A 16,767-nucleotide genomic window follows, 5' to 3' on the forward strand; every position below is an offset into this window, starting at 1 on the left:
CCCTAATAATTTTAATTGTAAACTCTATGATAGTACATCATTTGATAAACAAGTCACTAGTAAATAGTAATGGATTCAAGCCGCTAGTATCGTTACACAACTTTTGTAACTTGTCCCAAGCTTTACAGTTGCCGTAAATGCATATCGATTAGGCCTTTCGATTAAGTCTGGCTAGAGGCCGCTTCTAAATCAGCGCGCGCGTTATCAATTCTCGATAGCAATGCAGCTTCAAACTCACCTTCTGCAAAGACGACTAGACCAGAATGAGCCCCGCAAAAGTTACGCACCTCTCGCCACTCGTGAGCAAGCTTTGTCGCCCAGTCGCAGTACGCTTTGCCAGCGTCAGGCTCATCTTTTAATGCTTTAAGTGTGGTCGCATGTAGGTTGATACCGGCTTGCACATCATTAAACTTCTTTGATGGCGGTATCTCAAAGGTATCGTCGACATAGAGGCTTTGACTAGCAGGGTGATAAACCAATAGTGAGCCTGAATGTACTGAGTCGTTAGAGGAGATATAATCAATACCTTTTGGTTGTGAAAACTGTAGCTCAGGATAGCGCTTAGCGACAGCGTCGCTCTCAACTAAATCCGCGCTCCAGTCAACCTCTGGCACTTCTTGGTGATGACGGCTGCTGCCGTAAAAAGTAGCGTGCGGAAAATCCTTGGCAACGCGGGCACAGTGTACGGTGTGAAAGGGATGGACATTGAGCACCGCTTCGATATTTTTACCATTATTGGTCAGCGCCAGCACTTGCTCGCGCACCTCACCAGTTAAAGTATAGCTATCTAGCAAAATAAACTTCCCTGATGCTAGCTTAACGAGCGCTGATTGATTACCGATATCGACCATACCATTTCTGACAAAAGAGCCTCTAATGTTCCAAAACCCAGCGCCTAGGTCATGTATCTGATCTTTTTTAAATTCTTCTGACATATAAGCCTCTATAGTGAATGACGTTCACGAATGTATAAAAGTAGTCTTTTAAGTGGTTTTTGAATAATTCTTTTTATTCATTCGGGAACCATAATACGCTTAATTAGTTAGACTTATCCCTACGGTAACTTTTGTTGTACAGGGAACATACAAGCCAAGTATGTAAGTCAGTTACGGACAGTCAGCGTAATCATAATTTGATATACGCGGGCTTATGCTATAGTCTTCTCGACCACATAAGAACTGATCAAAGCGGGTATCGCCATTGATATGACGCTGCATCCACGCGATACTAGGCTTGCTTAGTAGCTTTTCATTCAAGCGGTAACTTGGACAGAGATGGCTGGCGTTATTGACCTCAATCTTCATCTTAGGCCCTGTCGCTTGTTTATAAAACAAATTGGTATACTTGTTATTAGCCGCAATAACATCGTACTCACAGGAGATAACAAAAGTCGGCGTTGTTACTTCACCATAGCTTCTATCATGATAAGGGGCGAGTGGCATAATGGCGCGTACGTCGCTACGCGTAGATGCCAGTTTGAGCGCGCCGCCCCCGCCCATGGACCAACCAATTGCCCCTAAGCGATCAGGATCTACTATATTGCCTACTGTATTATCGCTGATTATATAATCTAAAGCGTGGCTTAGCTGCTTAGCGCGGCTATCGGGTCTATCATAAATAGAGTTGGTATTCATTGTAATCACAACAAAGCCCCAAGCAGCTAGGCGGGGTCCCAACCATTTAATCGACGATTCATAAGAGATGTAGCCAGGTATCACAGCAATTGCGCCCAAACGTCCGCAGTTGCCAGCGTTAGTCGGATAGTAAATAGTGCCACCGCCAAAGCCGTCTACTAACTCACGTGGTACTTTTTTGCTAGCAATGTTAAAGGGTCCGTTATTTTTTGTTTGACTTAAATTATCAGCGCTAATTGCACTGTCAGGAATACAAGTGACATCTTGGTTTAGCGATGCTACCGACGTTGAGGTTGGCGTTGGCACTGTCTGTGTCGTTTCTATTAGTGCAATCTTAGCTGAAGCAGGCGCTGTAGACAGTAGCGCGTAGGTAGCTATTGTGATTGCAGCTATACTCAAACGCGTTAGGCAATTCATCATAGTAGTTGTCTTTTGATAGTTGTCTTTTAAAAAGTTCAGTGCATTGCTTAATAGTCAATCTTAACAAGAGAGTAAGCTGATAAAAGCCGATTTACAATAGGTTTTAATAGTTAATATGTCAAAGGGAGCGATGTATAAGCTTAGGACTTGTTGGACGTAGTTTTTGCTGGACGTTTAAGAATGTGCATACTCAGATATAGTTAGCTGAATGTAAAACTGTTATGGATTTAAACGCGCTACTGGTATAAATTTTACTTGCGTGCTGCGTTCCCAGAGGCTGCGCAAAATTCATCCCAGTAGCGCTATGACATTTTTAGAGGGTATCGACTATAGAACACCGAGCCACTTGAGAGCCTAGGTGATAAGTATCAATAACATTTTGTGCCCTTAAAACCGATATCGCTCGTGCTATAGTGCTTCATTAATTAATAAGCGCTAAGGGTAGGTAATTAAAATACCTAGAGCGCTATTTTCTTTTTACTGACGCTTTTAGCGTCCAATATAGTCAGTACTATTTTGAAACCAATACATCATACAACAAGTCGCAACGTCACCGACGCTCACCACTCAAACGGCGAGAGAGCATATCACGCAAACACGCCACACCATTCGCCTTCATGGGTATTAAAGCTGACCATGGGGCTTATCGGCATGTTTGCTTTTTTGCAGGTCTATTCTGTGCAGGCTATCTTGCCAGTGCTTATCACAGATTTTGCTGCCACGGAAGTACAGGCGGGTATGGTGGTTGGCGCGACGGTACTGGCGATTGCAATTATGTCGCCGTTTTTGGGTATGTTGTCGGATGCTGTCGGCCGTAAGGTGTTTATTGTTGGTGCTTTATTGTTTTTGGCGATACCAACGGCGCTTATCGCTCAAAGCCCGAGCATCGGCTGGATGGGGGTTTGGCGGTTTTTGCAGGGGTTGTCTGTACCCGGTATCACGGTGGTGACGATTGCTTATATCGGCGAGGAGTTTGAGGGGCGTGCGGTCACAGAGCTGATGTCGTTTTATGTATCAGGCTCTGTACTCGGCGGTTTTATGGGCCGGTTTTTGCTGGGGCATTTGCATGAGCTGATCGGCTGGCGTGCAGGCTATTATGTGATGGCGGCGATGACGCTACTTGGCGCTTTATGGGTTACTAAGATGCTGCCTGCGTCGCGGCAGTTTGTGGCCAATCCAAACTTTCGCTCGGCGATACAGACGCTCGGCTCGCATCTCGTCAATCGCTACGTGGTCACCGCCTGCTTACTTGGCGCTTGCGTGCTGTTTTCGTTGGTTGGCTGTTTTACCTTTATCAATTTGCACCTTGCAGATACGCCTTATGAGCTGAGCACTGGGGCGCTTGCCAATATTTTTGCCGTGTATTTACTGGGGGTGATCATCACGCCGCTTTCTACCACATTACTGCGCCGCTTTGGCTCAGCGCGTACGGTACGTGTGGCCGTGGTGGTCTCTATGCTTGGTGTACTGCTGACATTGGTCGCGCCGCTTTGGGGCGTGGTGATTGGGCTGGCGGTGATGTCGTCTGGAGTGTTTATTACCCAGTCGGCGACCATCAGCTATATCGCGGTCAATGTCAAAAAAGGCCGCTCTTTGGCGTCGGGTCTATATTATATGGGTTACTATGCAGGCGGCACGCTGGGTGCATGGCTGGGCGGTATCACCTATGCGCGCGGACAGTGGTCGCTGACGGTATGGCTACTATTATTCGTACAAGTATTAGCGCTGCTGATTGCAAGTTTTGGCATGATAAAAACCAAGTCAAAAGCTGCTTAGCCTATACAGCTATGAGCGCTTGTTAGCCTACCACTTACGCAAGCTCACTTTACAGCGCATTTAAATTTTTTTAGTATTAAGCGTATCTTGATTTGAAATTATTAGTATTCAAATGGCCAAAACCTGCAAACTGAATTACTAAGCCATGTTAAAACACGAAAATAACGAACACCCTCAAAGGAAATGAGATTTATGTCAAATGCTTATCATAGCGCCCCGTCTGCTTACGATTATCCGCTGATTATCAAGCAGCTATTGAACCGTGCTAAGACGGTCTCGCAAGCCCAAGAAATCGTGTATGCAGATAAACAGCGCTTTACTTATCAAGAGTTGTTTACGCGTATCAATCGCTTGGCCAATGTGCTGGCAGACCTCCACTTAGATGCCGGCGACGTGATTGCGGTCATGGACTGGGACAGCCACCGCTATCTTGAGTCTTATTTTGCGATTCCGATGTCAGAGTATATCTTACAAACGGTCAATATCCGCCTATCACCAGAAAAAATCCTCTATACCATCAACCACGCCAAGCCCAAAGTGCTGTTGCTCAACTCTGAGTTTGCGCCGTTGGTCAAAGACTATCAGTTTGAGAACTCCAGTATCGAGCATATTATTTGGCTAGATGATAATGGGGTGTCGCACGAGGGCGTGTTTGGCGGCAATCAAAACCGCGTCACAGGGGAGTATGAGGCACTGCTGGCAGCGGCTGATAGTGAATTTGATTTTCCAGATTTTGATGAAGACACCATCGCCACGACTTTTTATACCTCAGGTACGACAGGCGATCCAAAAGGCGTGTTTTTTAGCCATCGTCAACTGGTGTTGCATACGCTCACAGAAGCAGCGACTTTGGGTATGTTGCCCAACAAGCAAGGCGTCAGCTATGGCGACGTCTATATGCCGATGACGCCGATGTTCCATGTGCATGCGTGGGGCTTTCCTTATACTGCGACGATGACAGGCCTCAAGCAAGTTTATCCAGGTCGTTATGCGCCTGATACTTTGCTCGATCTCATCATCAATGAAAAGGTCAGCATTACGCATTGTGTTCCGACGATTTTGCAAATGGTGCTAAAAGAAGCACAAGAACGCGAGGTTAGCTTCAATGGTCTAAAAATGATCATCGGCGGCTCAAGATTGACAGAGGGTCTGGCAAAGGCTGCGTTAGCACAAGGCATTGAGGTCTATACCGGCTACGGTATGTCAGAGACAGCGCCTTTGATTAGCCTGACGGAGTTTAGCCTTGATGAGCCTGAAATGAGCGAAGAAGAGGATGTTGCGCGCCGCTGTATGACCGGTAAGCCAGTACTGATGGTCGATGCGCAGATATGGGGCGAAAACAACCAGCCAGTGGGCACAGGTAAAGATAAGACAGGCGAGCTGGTGCTACGAGCGCCGTGGCTGACCCAAAGCTATCTAAAAAATGACGATGCTGGCAAAGAGCTGTGGGAAAACGGCTATATGCACACTCAAGATATCGCATACATACGCCCTGATGGCTATATCCGTATCACTGATCGTCTAAAAGATGTGATTAAATCAGGTGGTGAGTGGATATCATCATTAGAGATTGAGACGATTTTGTCGCTGCACCCAGCGGTGGCTGATGTCTCGGTGATTGGGGTGCGTGATAAGCAGTGGGGCGAGCGTCCGCTGGCGTTGGTTGTCCTAAAACCTGCCTGCCAAGATACTAAAGTCGAGGATATCAAAGCCATCGCAGAAAAAGCAGTCGAGCGTGGTATCATTCCTAAATATGGCGTCCCAAGTCAGTTTAAGTTTGTCGATGATTTGCCAAAGACCTCAGTCGGAAAACACGATAAAAAAGTCATGCGAGAGATGTACGCCGATCAAACAGAGGTTTGATAGACAAAAATGGGCACCCATGATGTCCCTGCCTATGCTAAAATATCGATGAGATTATAGGCATAATAGTTGACGTTTATCGATTGCTCTGCTACATTTTAAACCGATACATAACGTATCGGTTTTTTAGTTCTGGTAAGGATGACCAGTACCTTATTTAGACATGTTGTTATGATAATGTCTGATAAGGCCCTATTGCCCTACCTATCGTCACGCTAAGGACAGCTATTATGAGCGACACCATTCAAACTCCTATTGCCACTCAAGAGTCAGCCACCAATATGGCCGACAGCGCCTCTCAATTTGCAGATATCTACCACGCCTCAATTCATGATCGAGAGCAGTTTTGGGCGGAGCAAGCAAAGCGTATCTATTGGCACAAAGAGCCTGAGCAAATCCTCGATGACAGCAATCTGCCCTTTGCCAAATGGTATGTCGGCGGCGAAACCAACCTATGCTATAACTGTGTCGATCGTCATCTAGCAGAGCGCGCCGAGCAAGATGCTTTTATTTGGCTGTCTTCTGAGATTAACCAAGAGCTGATAGAGACTTTTCCTGCTGTTGTTGATGCGTTCAAGGACTTGGGTAACCATGTCGAGCTATATACCGATTATGCCAAGCGCCGCCTGACCTACAATGACCTTTATAAAGAAGTCAATTATTTTGCCGATGTGCTACAGCGTCATGGTATCGGCAAGGGTGACCGCGTCATCATCTATATGCCGATGATTTTAGAAGCCGCTTATGCCATGCTGGCCTGCGCTCGTATCGGTGCGGTGCACTCGGTGGTATTTGGTGGCTTTGCCGCGCACAACCTCGCCATTCGTATGGATGATGCCGAGGCAAAAATGGTCATCACTGTCGATGCAGGTCTACGCGGCGGTAAAGTGGTCAATTATAAGAGTTTGGTCAATCAAGGTGTGGCGCAAGCAACGGTCAAGCCCGAGCATGTATTGGTGGTCAATCGCGGGGTGCTACCATTTGAGCCGCAAGCCATCGATGTCGACTATGCTGAGCAGCGCCGCATTAGCTGCGAAGCCAATGCCATTGTTGAGCCGGTGTGGCTAGAGTCCAACACACCATCTTATTTGCTTTATACCTCAGGTACGACCGGTACACCCAAGGGTGTGCAGCGCGATACCGGCGGTCATGCAGTCGCCCTGACCACCTCGATGGATTATATCTATGATGGCAAAGCCGGCGAGACCTTTTGGGCGATATCAGATATCGGCTGGGCGGTCGGGCACTCTTATACCATCTATGCGCCATTGCTCGCTGGTATGACCAGTGTGATGTATGAAGGTCTGCCGCATCGCCCAAACCCAGGTATCTGGTGGCGAATCGTCGAGGCCAATAAAGTCAATATCTTATTTACCGCACCGACGGGTGTGCGTATGCTCAAGAAACAAGATGAGACATGGATGACGCGTTATGATGTCTCAAGCGTCAAGTCGTTTTTCTTAGCAGGCGAGCCACTGGATGAGTCAACAGCCAATTGGCTGACCAAGCATTTAGGCGTTCCGATCTTAGACCACTACTGGCAAACAGAGTCCGGCTGGCCGATTTTGAGCAACACGCCCAAGTTCAATCACAAACCGCATAAGCAAGGTTCACCTGGTTATCCCATGTATGGCTATGATGCTCGCGTTCTCAACGAAGAGACGGGCGAGCCATGCGCAGCAGGCGAAAAAGGATTGCTGGCGATCAGTGCACCACTACCGCCTGGCTGTCTCACCACGGTATGGCGCAACGATGAGCGCTTTATGAGTAGCTATTTTGGCTTGTTTGATGGTCAGCAGTACTCAACCTCAGACTATGCAGTCACTGATGAAGACGGCTATTTTTATATCTTAGGGCGTACCGATGATGTGATCAATGTCGCCGGTCATCGTATCGGTACCCAAGAGATAGAAGAGGCCATCAGTACCCATCCTGAGATGGCGGAATGTGCGGTCGTCGGTATTGCAGATGAGTTAAAAGGCGAGCTGCCAATTGCTTTTTGTGTGTTAAAAGATCATGAGCAAGTGAAAACGACCGAAAACCGCTTTCGCATTGAGCAGCAGGTCATCGGTGCGGTGGTAAAATCGCTTGGCGGTATCGCAAGGCCGGCAGCTATTTATTTCCCGCAAGCACTGCCAAAGACCCGCTCTGGCAAAATCTTACGCCGCGCTATTCGTGCCTTAGCAGAAAACAAACCCACAGGCGATATGTCGACACTCGATAACCCAACTGCAATCGATGCAGTCAAACAATCTATGCAGGATTACTAGGGCACGCCCGAATCTTCTCTTATGGCGGCTTGCCCAATAAGTCAAAATACAATCTAAATACTAAAAAGCTCATGCTCGCTCATGGGCTTTTTGGTTTTTGATGATAAGAAAATGCAGATAGCCAAAAATCTTAGATAAAAGTTTGATAAAGCCCTTGACCCTAAATTTGTTTTATTGCTATAGTCAATAACGATACAAAATAAATCATTTTAAATTAATTGTTAATCCAATAAAAACTTTTGGTTTTTTATCCCTTTTAAGTATAACTTGACACCTCGACAAGGTCGTCTCGCAGACAAGATAAGGATATCTTATGCACCACGTTCAGCAGCTCATCAATGGTCAGTTTGTAGACTCTACTACCAACGAGTGGATCGATATCACCGATCCTGCTAGCCAAGAGGTCATCGCCAAAGTGCCGCAGACCACGGATGATGAAATCAATCAAGCCGTCGCCGCGGCTCAAACAGCCTTTCAAACATGGCGCAAAACACCCATCACCACGCGCGCACGTATCTTTTTAAAATACCAGCAATTGATTCGCGAGCATATGGATGAGCTGGCAGAGACTTTGACAGCAGAGCAGGGCAAAACCATCGCTGATGCGCGCGGGGATGTGTTCCGCGGTTTAGAAGTGGTCGAGCATGCTGCAGGTATTGCCAACCTACAAATCGGTGATTTTGTCGAAAATGTCGCTTCAGGCGTTGACACTTATAGTATCTGGCAGCCGCTTGGGGTTTGCGCGGGTATCACGCCATTTAACTTCCCAGCGATGATTCCGTTATGGATGTTCCCGATGGCGATTGCCACGGGCAACACTTTTATCCTAAAGCCATCTGAGCAAGACCCGATGGTGACCATGCGTTTGATTGAGCTGGCCGTCGAAGCGGGTGTCCCTGAAGGCGTGCTAAACGTCGTACATGGTGGCAAAGCCACAGTTGATGCCATCTGTGATCATCCAGATATCAAAGCGGTATCGTTTGTCGGCTCTAGCGCTGTGGGTAAGCATGTCTATGAGCGTGCCAGCCAATCAGGCAAGCGTGCTCAGTGTATGATGGGCGCAAAAAACCATGGCGTTATCTTGCCAGATGCCAATAAAGAGCAAACGCTCAATCAGCTAGCGGGCGCAGCCTTTGGGGCAGCAGGTCAACGCTGTATGGCGCTATCTGTCGTGGTGCTGGTCGGTGCGGCAGGCGAGTGGATCGATGATATAAAGGCCAAAGCTGAGAGCCTAGAGGTATCTGCTGGTAAAAACGATAAGGATTTGGGTCCACTGATTTCTCCTGCGGCAAAAGCACGCGTTGAGCATCTCATCGGTACAGGGGTAGAAGAAGGGGCGAGCTTGCTGCTTGATGGTCGTGGTATCACGGTTGAAGGGTTTGAAAAAGGCAACTTTGTAGGACCGACTATCTTTGATAATGTCACAAGCGACATGCAAATCTATAAAGAAGAGATCTTTGGCCCTGTGCTGTGTATCATGCGCGCCGATAGCTTAGATGAGGCGATTGAGCTACTCAATGCCAACCCGCATGGCAACGGCACTGCTATCTTTACCCAATCAGGGGCCGCAGCACATAAGTTCCAGCAAGACGTGCAGGTCGGACAGATCGGCATTAACTTACCAATTCCTGTGCCACTACCGATGTTCTCATTCTCAGGCTCACGTGCCAGTAAACTCGGTGATTTGGGTCCTTATGGCAAACAAGCGGTGCAGTTTTATACCCAAACCAAGACGGTCACAGCGCGCTGGTTTGATGACGAGGCCAGCCGCGGGGTCAATACCACTATTTCGATATAAGGCCTTAGTCTGTGTCATTGCGGTATAGTGTCTATCTTGCTGGTTGTCGCCATGTGTGTTTTTGCCATGCAAGTGTGTGTCGATGACGTTATACCGCTGTTATACTGTATGACCGATACGGTATCAATCATACCGTTAACCGACGTTAAAACAGGCACGGCTGACCCATTTTTACTCTATTTGTAATGCATGCACAAGGATGACCCCATGGATTTTTCATTGACCGACGACCAGATCGCCTTTCGCCAAACCGCCAAACAGTTTGCTCAAAAAGAGCTCAAACCAAACGCCGCTGAGTGGGACCGCACCTCACATTTCCCAGTCGATGTCATCAAAAAAACCGGCGAGCTTGGTTTTTTAGGGCTCTATACCAATCCAGAGTATGACGGTCTTGGGCTACCACGCTTAGACTCCGCCATGGTGTTTGAGGAGCTGGCATGGGGCGATACCGCGGTCGCCGCTTATATGAGTATTCATAATATGGCAGGCTGGATGATTGGTGAGTATGGCAGCGATACTCTGTGTAAAAAATATCTACCAAAGATGGTCAGTGGTGAATGGCTTGGCAGTTATTGCTTGACCGAGCCCAATGCTGGCTCGGATGCGGCCTCACTACGCAGTAAAGCCGACAAGCAGGACGACTATTATGTGTTAAATGGCGAAAAGACCTTTATCTCGGGCGCAGGTGCGACCGATGTACTGGTCGTCATGGCACGAACAGGCGCCGCCGGACCCAAAGGTATATCGGCGTTTGTCGTCGATGCCCATAGCGATGGCATTGAGTACGGCAAAAACGAGCACAAAATGGGCTGGAAAGCACAGCCCACACGTACCATCAGCTTTAAAAATGTCAAAGTCCCAGCCGAAAATCTAATCGGCGAGGAAGGCCAAGGTTTTCGTATTGCGATGAAAGGCTTGGACGGTGGACGTATCAATATCGGTATCTGTGCGGTCGGTACAGCGCAGTCGGCGCTTGAGACCGCGACCAATTATGTGCAAGAGCGTAGCCAGTTTGGCAGTCCGATTGCCAGTCTGCAGTCGGTGCAATTCAAGCTTGCTGATATGTTGACCCAGACCATTACCGCACGGCAAATGCTGTATCTGGCGGCCAACAAAGTCGACAATCAAGACAGCCAAGCATCGACCTATTGTGCGATGGCAAAGCGTCTGTCTACTGATCTTTGCTTTGATGTGGCCAACCAAGCACTACAACTGCATGGCGGCTATGGCTATCTCAATGAGTATCCGCTTGAGCGTCACGTGCGAGACTTGCGCGTCCATCAGATATTAGAAGGCACCAATGAGATCATGCGCGTGATCGTCTCGCGTCAGCTGATGCACGATGATGTGCTGAGCCAGCTACGCTAATCTTGGTATTCAGTGTTTATGGCGTGTCTTCATTTCAAAAATAGTGATAAAAATAAAGGATTACTTATGACGGATTACACCAATCTCAACCTAGCTATTGATGGTCACATCGCCACCGTGACACTAAATAATCCACCTGCTCATACATGGACGATGGATAGTCTGCCCGCGCTCAAGCAGTTGGTGACGGATCTTAATGCCAATGATGAGGTATATGCCCTAATCATTCATGGCGATGGTGAGAAGTTCTTTTCAGCAGGGGCGGACCTAAATAATTTCTCAGACGGTGACAAGGGCCGAGCCATCAGCATGGCCATTGCTTTTGGCGAAGCGTTTGAAGCCTTATCTGCTTATCGCGGCGTTAGTATTGCAGTCATCAACGGCTACGCGATGGGCGGCGGGCTTGAGTGCGCGCTGGCCTGTGACATCCGTATCGCAGAAGCACACGCCCAGATGGCACTACCAGAGACAGGTGTGGGATTATTACCTTGTGCTGGTGGTACACAAAATCTGCCGATGCTGGTGGGTGAAGGCTGGGCCAAGCGTATGATATTGTGCGGTGAACGCGTCGATGCCGAGACGGCCTTGCGTATCGGCTTGGTTGAGGAAGTCGTGGACAAAGGCGCAGGACTACAAGCAGCACAAGCGTTGGCAAAAAAAGCCGCCAAACAGTCTCCTGTTGCCGTTAGTTATTCTAAAGCGCTTATCCAAGCAGCTAGACATAACCCGCCTGCGCAAAACCTCATCCATGAGCGCGAAGCATTTGTAAAGCTGTTTGATACCGAAGATCAGCGCGAAGGCGTGCAAGCATTTTTAGAAAAACGTCAGCCAACTTGGCAAAATAAATAAACGCCCAAGACCGTATTGATAAAACGCCCTAATATTCATTTTACTTTTTGTAGGTCTTTTTATGACAACCTCAACAGATAACAATAATCAAAACGCTGCTACGCCTGCCGCGCCAGTATTGTTTGATACTGAACAGACAGACTGTGGTCATCTCATTGGCATTATGACGCTTAACACACCAAAAGCTCTCAACGCCCTAAGTGTCGAGATGTGTCAATTGTTGGCTGCGCAATTAGAGCAGTGGGAGCGTGACGAGCAAGTAGTGGCGTTGGTGCTCAAGGGCGCAGGCGACAAGGCGTTTTGTGCAGGTGGTGATATTCGCAAGTTATATGACAGCATGTCAGAGTCTGCGCCACTACCTAACCCCTATGCGACAGAGTTTTTTGGTCATGAGTACCGTCTCTATCGGCAGATGCATTTTTATTCCAAGCCGCTGATACTCTGGGGCGATGGCATCATTATGGGCGGCGGTATGGGGCTGATGGCAGGGTGTAGTCACCGTGTGGTCACTGAGCGTACGCGCTTTGCCATGCCTGAGGTGACCATTGGGCTGTTCCCTGATGCCTCTGGTAGTTGGTTTTTGCAGCGTATACCCGCCAAGATGGGATTGTTTTTAGGCCTGACTGGGGCGATGTGTAATGGCAACGATGCCATCTTGTCCAATCTAGCTGAGTATGCCGTGAGCAGCGGCGATTATGATGCTATCTTACAACGTCTCAAACAAAGCGATTGGCAGCATGCCGCTCACCGTACAGACATAAGTCATCAGCGCCAGCATAACAGCGCGCACGATATCGTCAGCCGTGCATTAGCGGCGCAGCCTGCCACTGAGTTGCCTGCTAGCAAGCTGGCCACCTATTGGCATGCCATTGGACAGTTAATGAATAGCGGCGGGTTGGGTGATATTGATGCCATCTTGCAAAGCGACGCGGCGTTGGAGAAGTTAGATGCCGATTTTGCGCAAGACAGCTGGACGCAGCGCGCTGTTGCTACTTATCGAGCAGGCTGCCCTGTGACAGTGGCGTTGACTTACGCACTGTATCATCAAGTTTCAGACTTATCGCTTGAGCAGGTCTTGTACCTAGAAACCAATGTCGCTGTACACTGCGCTGCCAACCCTGATTTCAAAGAAGGGGTACGGGCGCTGCTGATTGACAAAGACCGCAACCCCAATTGGTCGCGTTCATTGGCAGACTGTCTCAGCGCCGATGGACAGGCATACATCTATCAGCATTTCACCAATCCCTATGCGGCAGGCGAGCATCCATTGGAAGGCTGGCTGGGCAGTGAGGCTTTGGGGAGCCAGATTATCAATCACTAACAGTCTACTAAAATAAAAGCAGATGTGCCTAGGCAGCCGAGCAGGCGCTACTGGCAATAACATAAAAAAATCAATCATCAAGGAGTGATGAGATGGGTATGAAGGACACAAATACCAAAAATACAGCAAAGCGTGCCGAGGCAAAACCAACGATTGCCTTTATTGGTCTTGGTAATATGGGCGCACCGATGGCAGAAAACCTATTAAAGGCAGGCTATCCGCTATCAGTATATGACTTATCTGCAGAAGCATGCGAGCGCCTGCAGCAAGCAGGTGCCAGCGTCGCTACCAGCCCAAAAGAGGCGGCGAGCAATGCGAATGTTGTGATTAGTATGTTGCCAGCGGGCAAGCACGTCCATTCTGTCTATCTAGGTGAGAATGGATCTGATGGCTTGCTAGCAGAGCTGCCCAAAGGCACACTGGTCATCGATAGTAGTACCATCGCTGCCGCTGACGCCAGATTGGTAGCAGACGCCGCAACTGGTCTTGGTATAGACTTTTTAGATGCGCCCGTCTCTGGCGGTACAGGCGGTGCTATCGCTGGTAGTTTGACCTTCATCGTTGGCGGTAGTGCCGACGTATTTGCCAAAGCGGAGCCGATACTGGCGATGATGGGTAAAAACATCTTTCATGCAGGCGAGCATGGAGCAGGACAGGTCGCCAAAATTTGTAATAATATGCTCTTAGGTATCTTGATGGCAGGGACGGCAGAGGCCATCAATTTAGGCGTAAAAAACGGCCTCGATGCCAAAGTATTGTCTGACATCATGCTACAAAGCTCTGGGCGAAACTGGACGCTGGAGGTTTATAACCCTTATCCTCAGGTGTTAGAAAACGTGCCTTCGAGCAAGGGCTACAAAGGCGGCTTTATGAGTAAGCTGATGCAAAAAGACCTCAATCTTGCCATGCAAACTGCCAAAGATACCGCGGTCGAGACACCGATGGGTGCCAAGGCGACAGAGCTCTATGACGATCACGCGCGCGAAAATGGCGATAAAGATTTTTCTAGTATCATGGGGCGTCATGACCATTCGGTGCTGTCTTAAAGTGCCTAATTCTTGAATTGCCTAGTCTTTGAAATATCTGTCTCGAACGCACAAAGCGACTAAAGGCACTCGTCTCAAAGCAAAAAAGGTCTGCGCTATCTGTATAGCGCAGACCTTTTGGTTATAAAATTCTGCTTAGTTTTGTAGCTCATAGACCAAAGTCTGAATATCCTGAGCGGCTGTCTGCAGACGCGGCACATGCGTCATCAGCTCGTCTAATGACACGCGTATGGTCGGCGCATGCAAGTACAAAGAGGCCAGATAACGTGACTTCTTATCTAATACAGGCACAGACACCGCCACCATCTCCGAGATAAACTCTTCGTTGTCGATACCGACCCCTGTCTCAGCGATTTTATCCAGCTCTTGATTGAGCGCATCGATATCTGTGATGGTGTTTTTGGTAAATTTATCCAAAGGCAAGCCTTTCAATATCTTGTTACGGCTGGTGGTAGAGAGCTGGCTCAGATACAGCTTACCTGTTGCTGTACACCACATCGGAGACTTGACGCCCACAGGCAGATAAATCTGCAAAGGTAGTGAGGTCTGCGCGCGGTTGGTATAGAGCATATTCATATGATAAGGAATCGCAATCCCGCAAGTCTCTTCGATCTCCTCGACCAGCTTATGCAAAATCATCTGCCGCTCATTAAAAAACTGCCGCTGCTGCCACAGCTCAACGCTCAAATTGCGCACTCGCTTGCCAGGTATGATGCCGCCGCCGATATCAACAGTGACAAACCCCTCATCCACCAGATTTTGAATCAAACGATGGATGGTCGGTTTTGGAATGTCCAGCTCTTGCGATAGCTCAAGTGGAGAGAGCGGCTTAGAAGCATAAGACACCGCTTCTATAATCTCTAACACACGGGTAATCGACGATACTTTAGGCATATAAATGGCTCGATAATAATAAAAGAGGAGAAAGCGCAGTCGCTTGCAACGCGTTAATAATTATAACAAAAAGTCATAAACCTGAGGCTTTGTAACTGGTTTATTACTGTCTCTAATTTAGCACAATATAACGCTTAGACAAACGTTAGTCGTGGTATAACAAGACATTTATGTCGTTTATTTTCCTAACTGATTTTTTTGTCCAAAAACACCCCTAGATACGTCAACTCACAAAACACAACAATCTGTAGTAATAAGCTATATAACTGTTATTGAAGCTGAGACGTCAGTAAGCGATGATAATGACATATTTTGTAATATCATTACATGAGTATTAAGTCACTTAAAAATCATGTCTACGCTGTTGGATCACTTTGAGAGCGTTGTGTAACAGAAAGTTGAAGTTTTGCCGGTTGATGTAGCAATTATTACAATACCTATGCAATCTTTACATAATGGCAAATAAAAAGCGCGTCTGTAGGGGTGACTTTTTGAGCCAAAATTGTTTTAATCTGCTCAACAAAATGATGGATTTAAAAAGAACTAAATTGTCATTTTTTTTGGGCGAGTTATTCCACACTTTAGGAGAGTATTTATGAAACTTATTAAACTAACAGCAATTTCTGCTGCCGTTTTGGCTTCAACTGCTGCACTAGCAGCTGAGCCAGTTGTCGTGGTTGATGACAACACAGCTGTCGCTTATGAAGCAGAGCCAGTCGCTGTCGCTGCAGAACCTGCTTATGCATACAATGCTGATGCTGGTGTGGTACGTAACACCACTGGTGCTGTCGTTGGTGGTACTAAGACTTTCTTCCAAACAGCTATCAACCCAGCTGCTGTCAGTGCTGAAGTTGGTACACTAGGTTATGGTGCCAATATCGCTTGGGGTTTGAACGAAAACACTGAACTACAAGCCGGTTGGGCAGGTGGTGATGTTGCTGACCTATTTGGCGGCGACTTTGATGCAAACGACGTAAACTATGATGTAGATGCTGACTTTAGTAACCCATACCTAGGTGTACAGTTACGTCCTACTGGTAACTGGTTCACTATGGGGGCTGGTATCATCGTTCCTGACAACGATATTGATGTAACTGCCAATTCTGAGGGCGGTACTTACAAAATTGATGACGTATCATACAACGCAGATGATGTAGGTACTTTACAAGGTACTATGGAACACCGCAACAAGCTAGCGCCTTACGCGACTATTGGCTTCCGTCCAAATATTTCTGATAAGTGGGGTGTGTTTGGTGAAATCGGCGCAGCTTATATGGGTAAAACAGATGCCACAGTTAATGCAACTGATCCAACCAACCCTGTACGTATCTCTAACGGCGTAAATGATGTTCCTTCTGGCTTAAATGCTGGCCAAGTTGCTAAACTTGCTGAACAAGAGTTAGAAGATAAAGACTACTTAGAGTGGTTCCCAATCGTAAAAGTTGGTGCAACTTACCGCTTCTAATTTAATCACAGTCTAATGGCTGTTATTAAATTAATAAAAAATGATCCTATTTATTAGGGTCGT

12 protein-coding genes are annotated in these 16,767 nt (G+C 47.6%); 9 read left to right on the forward strand and 3 right to left on the reverse strand.

Annotation, left to right across the window (positions count from 1 at the left end; genetic code table 11):
* Positions 1 to 161: 161 nt before the first annotated feature.
* Together NK638_RS08685 and NK638_RS08690 are read right to left on the reverse strand one after the other, a co-directional pair.
* Positions 162 to 935 (reverse strand): hypothetical protein, encoded by a 774-nt coding sequence (locus tag NK638_RS08685; protein WP_274632697.1) that lies wholly within the window; start codon positions 933 to 935, stop codon positions 162 to 164.
* A 171-nt stretch (positions 936 to 1,106) separates the two neighbouring features.
* Entirely contained in the window at positions 1,107 to 2,054 is a 948-nt protein-coding gene (locus NK638_RS08690) for a dienelactone hydrolase family protein (RefSeq protein ID WP_274632698.1), read from the reverse strand.
* 636 nt (positions 2,055 to 2,690) lie between these two features.
* Between NK638_RS08690 and NK638_RS08695 the strand changes: the two genes are divergently transcribed.
* The 8 genes from NK638_RS08695 (at position 2,691) to mmsB (ending at position 14,345) form a co-directional block, all read left to right on the forward strand.
* Complete coding sequence (locus NK638_RS08695; protein WP_274632707.1) at positions 2,691 to 3,830, forward strand: MFS transporter; 1,140 nt, start codon at positions 2,691 to 2,693, stop codon at positions 3,828 to 3,830.
* A 192-nt stretch (positions 3,831 to 4,022) separates the two neighbouring features.
* On the forward strand, positions 4,023 to 5,693 hold the full coding sequence (locus tag NK638_RS08700; RefSeq protein ID WP_274632699.1) for a fatty acid--CoA ligase: 1,671 nt from the start codon (positions 4,023 to 4,025) through the stop codon (positions 5,691 to 5,693).
* Positions 5,694 to 5,923: 230 nt separating this feature from the next.
* The gene (locus NK638_RS08705; RefSeq protein ID WP_274632700.1) at positions 5,924 to 7,963 is read left to right on the forward strand and encodes a propionate--CoA ligase; all 2,040 of its coding nucleotides are present in this window, start codon (positions 5,924 to 5,926) and stop codon (positions 7,961 to 7,963) included.
* Between the two features lie 313 nt (positions 7,964 to 8,276).
* Positions 8,277 to 9,761, forward strand: a complete 1,485-nt coding sequence (locus NK638_RS08710) for a CoA-acylating methylmalonate-semialdehyde dehydrogenase (RefSeq protein ID WP_274632701.1) — start codon at positions 8,277 to 8,279, stop codon at positions 9,759 to 9,761.
* A gap of 207 nt (positions 9,762 to 9,968) precedes the next feature.
* Entirely contained in the window at positions 9,969 to 11,129 is a 1,161-nt protein-coding gene (locus tag NK638_RS08715) for an acyl-CoA dehydrogenase family protein (protein WP_274632702.1), read from the forward strand.
* A gap of 66 nt (positions 11,130 to 11,195) precedes the next feature.
* Positions 11,196 to 11,978 carry an enoyl-CoA hydratase gene (locus NK638_RS08720; protein ID WP_274632703.1) on the forward strand — a complete coding sequence of 261 codons (783 nt, stop codon included), beginning with the start codon at positions 11,196 to 11,198 and terminating at the stop codon, positions 11,976 to 11,978.
* A gap of 61 nt (positions 11,979 to 12,039) precedes the next feature.
* The gene (locus NK638_RS08725; protein WP_274632704.1) at positions 12,040 to 13,299 is read left to right on the forward strand and encodes an enoyl-CoA hydratase/isomerase family protein; all 1,260 of its coding nucleotides are present in this window, start codon (positions 12,040 to 12,042) and stop codon (positions 13,297 to 13,299) included.
* Positions 13,300 to 13,391: 92 nt separating this feature from the next.
* Positions 13,392 to 14,345: a 3-hydroxyisobutyrate dehydrogenase gene (mmsB, locus tag NK638_RS08730; protein WP_274632705.1), complete on the forward strand. Its 954-nt coding sequence runs from the start codon at positions 13,392 to 13,394 to the stop codon at positions 14,343 to 14,345.
* A 135-nt stretch (positions 14,346 to 14,480) separates the two neighbouring features.
* Here mmsB and NK638_RS08735 read toward each other — a convergent pair whose 3' ends face one another.
* Positions 14,481 to 15,239, reverse strand: coding sequence for an IclR family transcriptional regulator (locus NK638_RS08735; protein WP_198336892.1), 759 nt, complete (start codon positions 15,237 to 15,239; stop codon positions 14,481 to 14,483).
* A 595-nt stretch (positions 15,240 to 15,834) separates the two neighbouring features.
* Between NK638_RS08735 and NK638_RS08740 the strand changes: the two genes are divergently transcribed.
* Positions 15,835 to 16,704, forward strand: a complete 870-nt coding sequence (locus NK638_RS08740; RefSeq protein ID WP_274632706.1) for a hypothetical protein — start codon at positions 15,835 to 15,837, stop codon at positions 16,702 to 16,704.
* The last annotated feature ends 63 nt before the right edge of the window (positions 16,705 to 16,767 follow it).

Source organism: Psychrobacter sp. A3, from assembly GCF_028823565.1.
In the GTDB taxonomy this organism is placed as follows: domain Bacteria; phylum Pseudomonadota; class Gammaproteobacteria; order Pseudomonadales; family Moraxellaceae; genus Psychrobacter; species Psychrobacter celer.

Excerpts from the sequence above, each read along its gene's own strand:
- NK638_RS08695 (WP_274632707.1), top strand. The coding sequence starts at position 2,691 with ATGGGGCTTATCGGCATGTTTGCTTTTTTGCAGGTCTATTCTGTGCAG.
- NK638_RS08710 (WP_274632701.1), top strand. The coding sequence starts at position 8,277 with ATGCACCACGTTCAGCAGCTCATCAATGGTCAGTTTGTAGACTCTACT.
- NK638_RS08725 (WP_274632704.1), top strand. The coding sequence starts at position 12,040 with ATGACAACCTCAACAGATAACAATAATCAAAACGCTGCTACGCCTGCC.
- NK638_RS08700 (WP_274632699.1), top strand. The coding sequence starts at position 4,023 with ATGTCAAATGCTTATCATAGCGCCCCGTCTGCTTACGATTATCCGCTG.
- NK638_RS08740 (WP_274632706.1), top strand. The coding sequence starts at position 15,835 with ATGAAACTTATTAAACTAACAGCAATTTCTGCTGCCGTTTTGGCTTCA.
- NK638_RS08690 (WP_274632698.1), bottom strand. The coding sequence starts at position 2,054 with ATGATGAATTGCCTAACGCGTTTGAGTATAGCTGCAATCACAATAGCT.
- NK638_RS08705 (WP_274632700.1), top strand. The coding sequence starts at position 5,924 with ATGAGCGACACCATTCAAACTCCTATTGCCACTCAAGAGTCAGCCACC.
- mmsB (WP_274632705.1), top strand. The coding sequence starts at position 13,392 with ATGGGTATGAAGGACACAAATACCAAAAATACAGCAAAGCGTGCCGAG.
- NK638_RS08715 (WP_274632702.1), top strand. The coding sequence starts at position 9,969 with ATGGATTTTTCATTGACCGACGACCAGATCGCCTTTCGCCAAACCGCC.
- NK638_RS08720 (WP_274632703.1), top strand. The coding sequence starts at position 11,196 with ATGACGGATTACACCAATCTCAACCTAGCTATTGATGGTCACATCGCC.
- NK638_RS08735 (WP_198336892.1), bottom strand. The coding sequence starts at position 15,239 with ATGCCTAAAGTATCGTCGATTACCCGTGTGTTAGAGATTATAGAAGCG.
- NK638_RS08685 (WP_274632697.1), bottom strand. The coding sequence starts at position 935 with ATGTCAGAAGAATTTAAAAAAGATCAGATACATGACCTAGGCGCTGGG.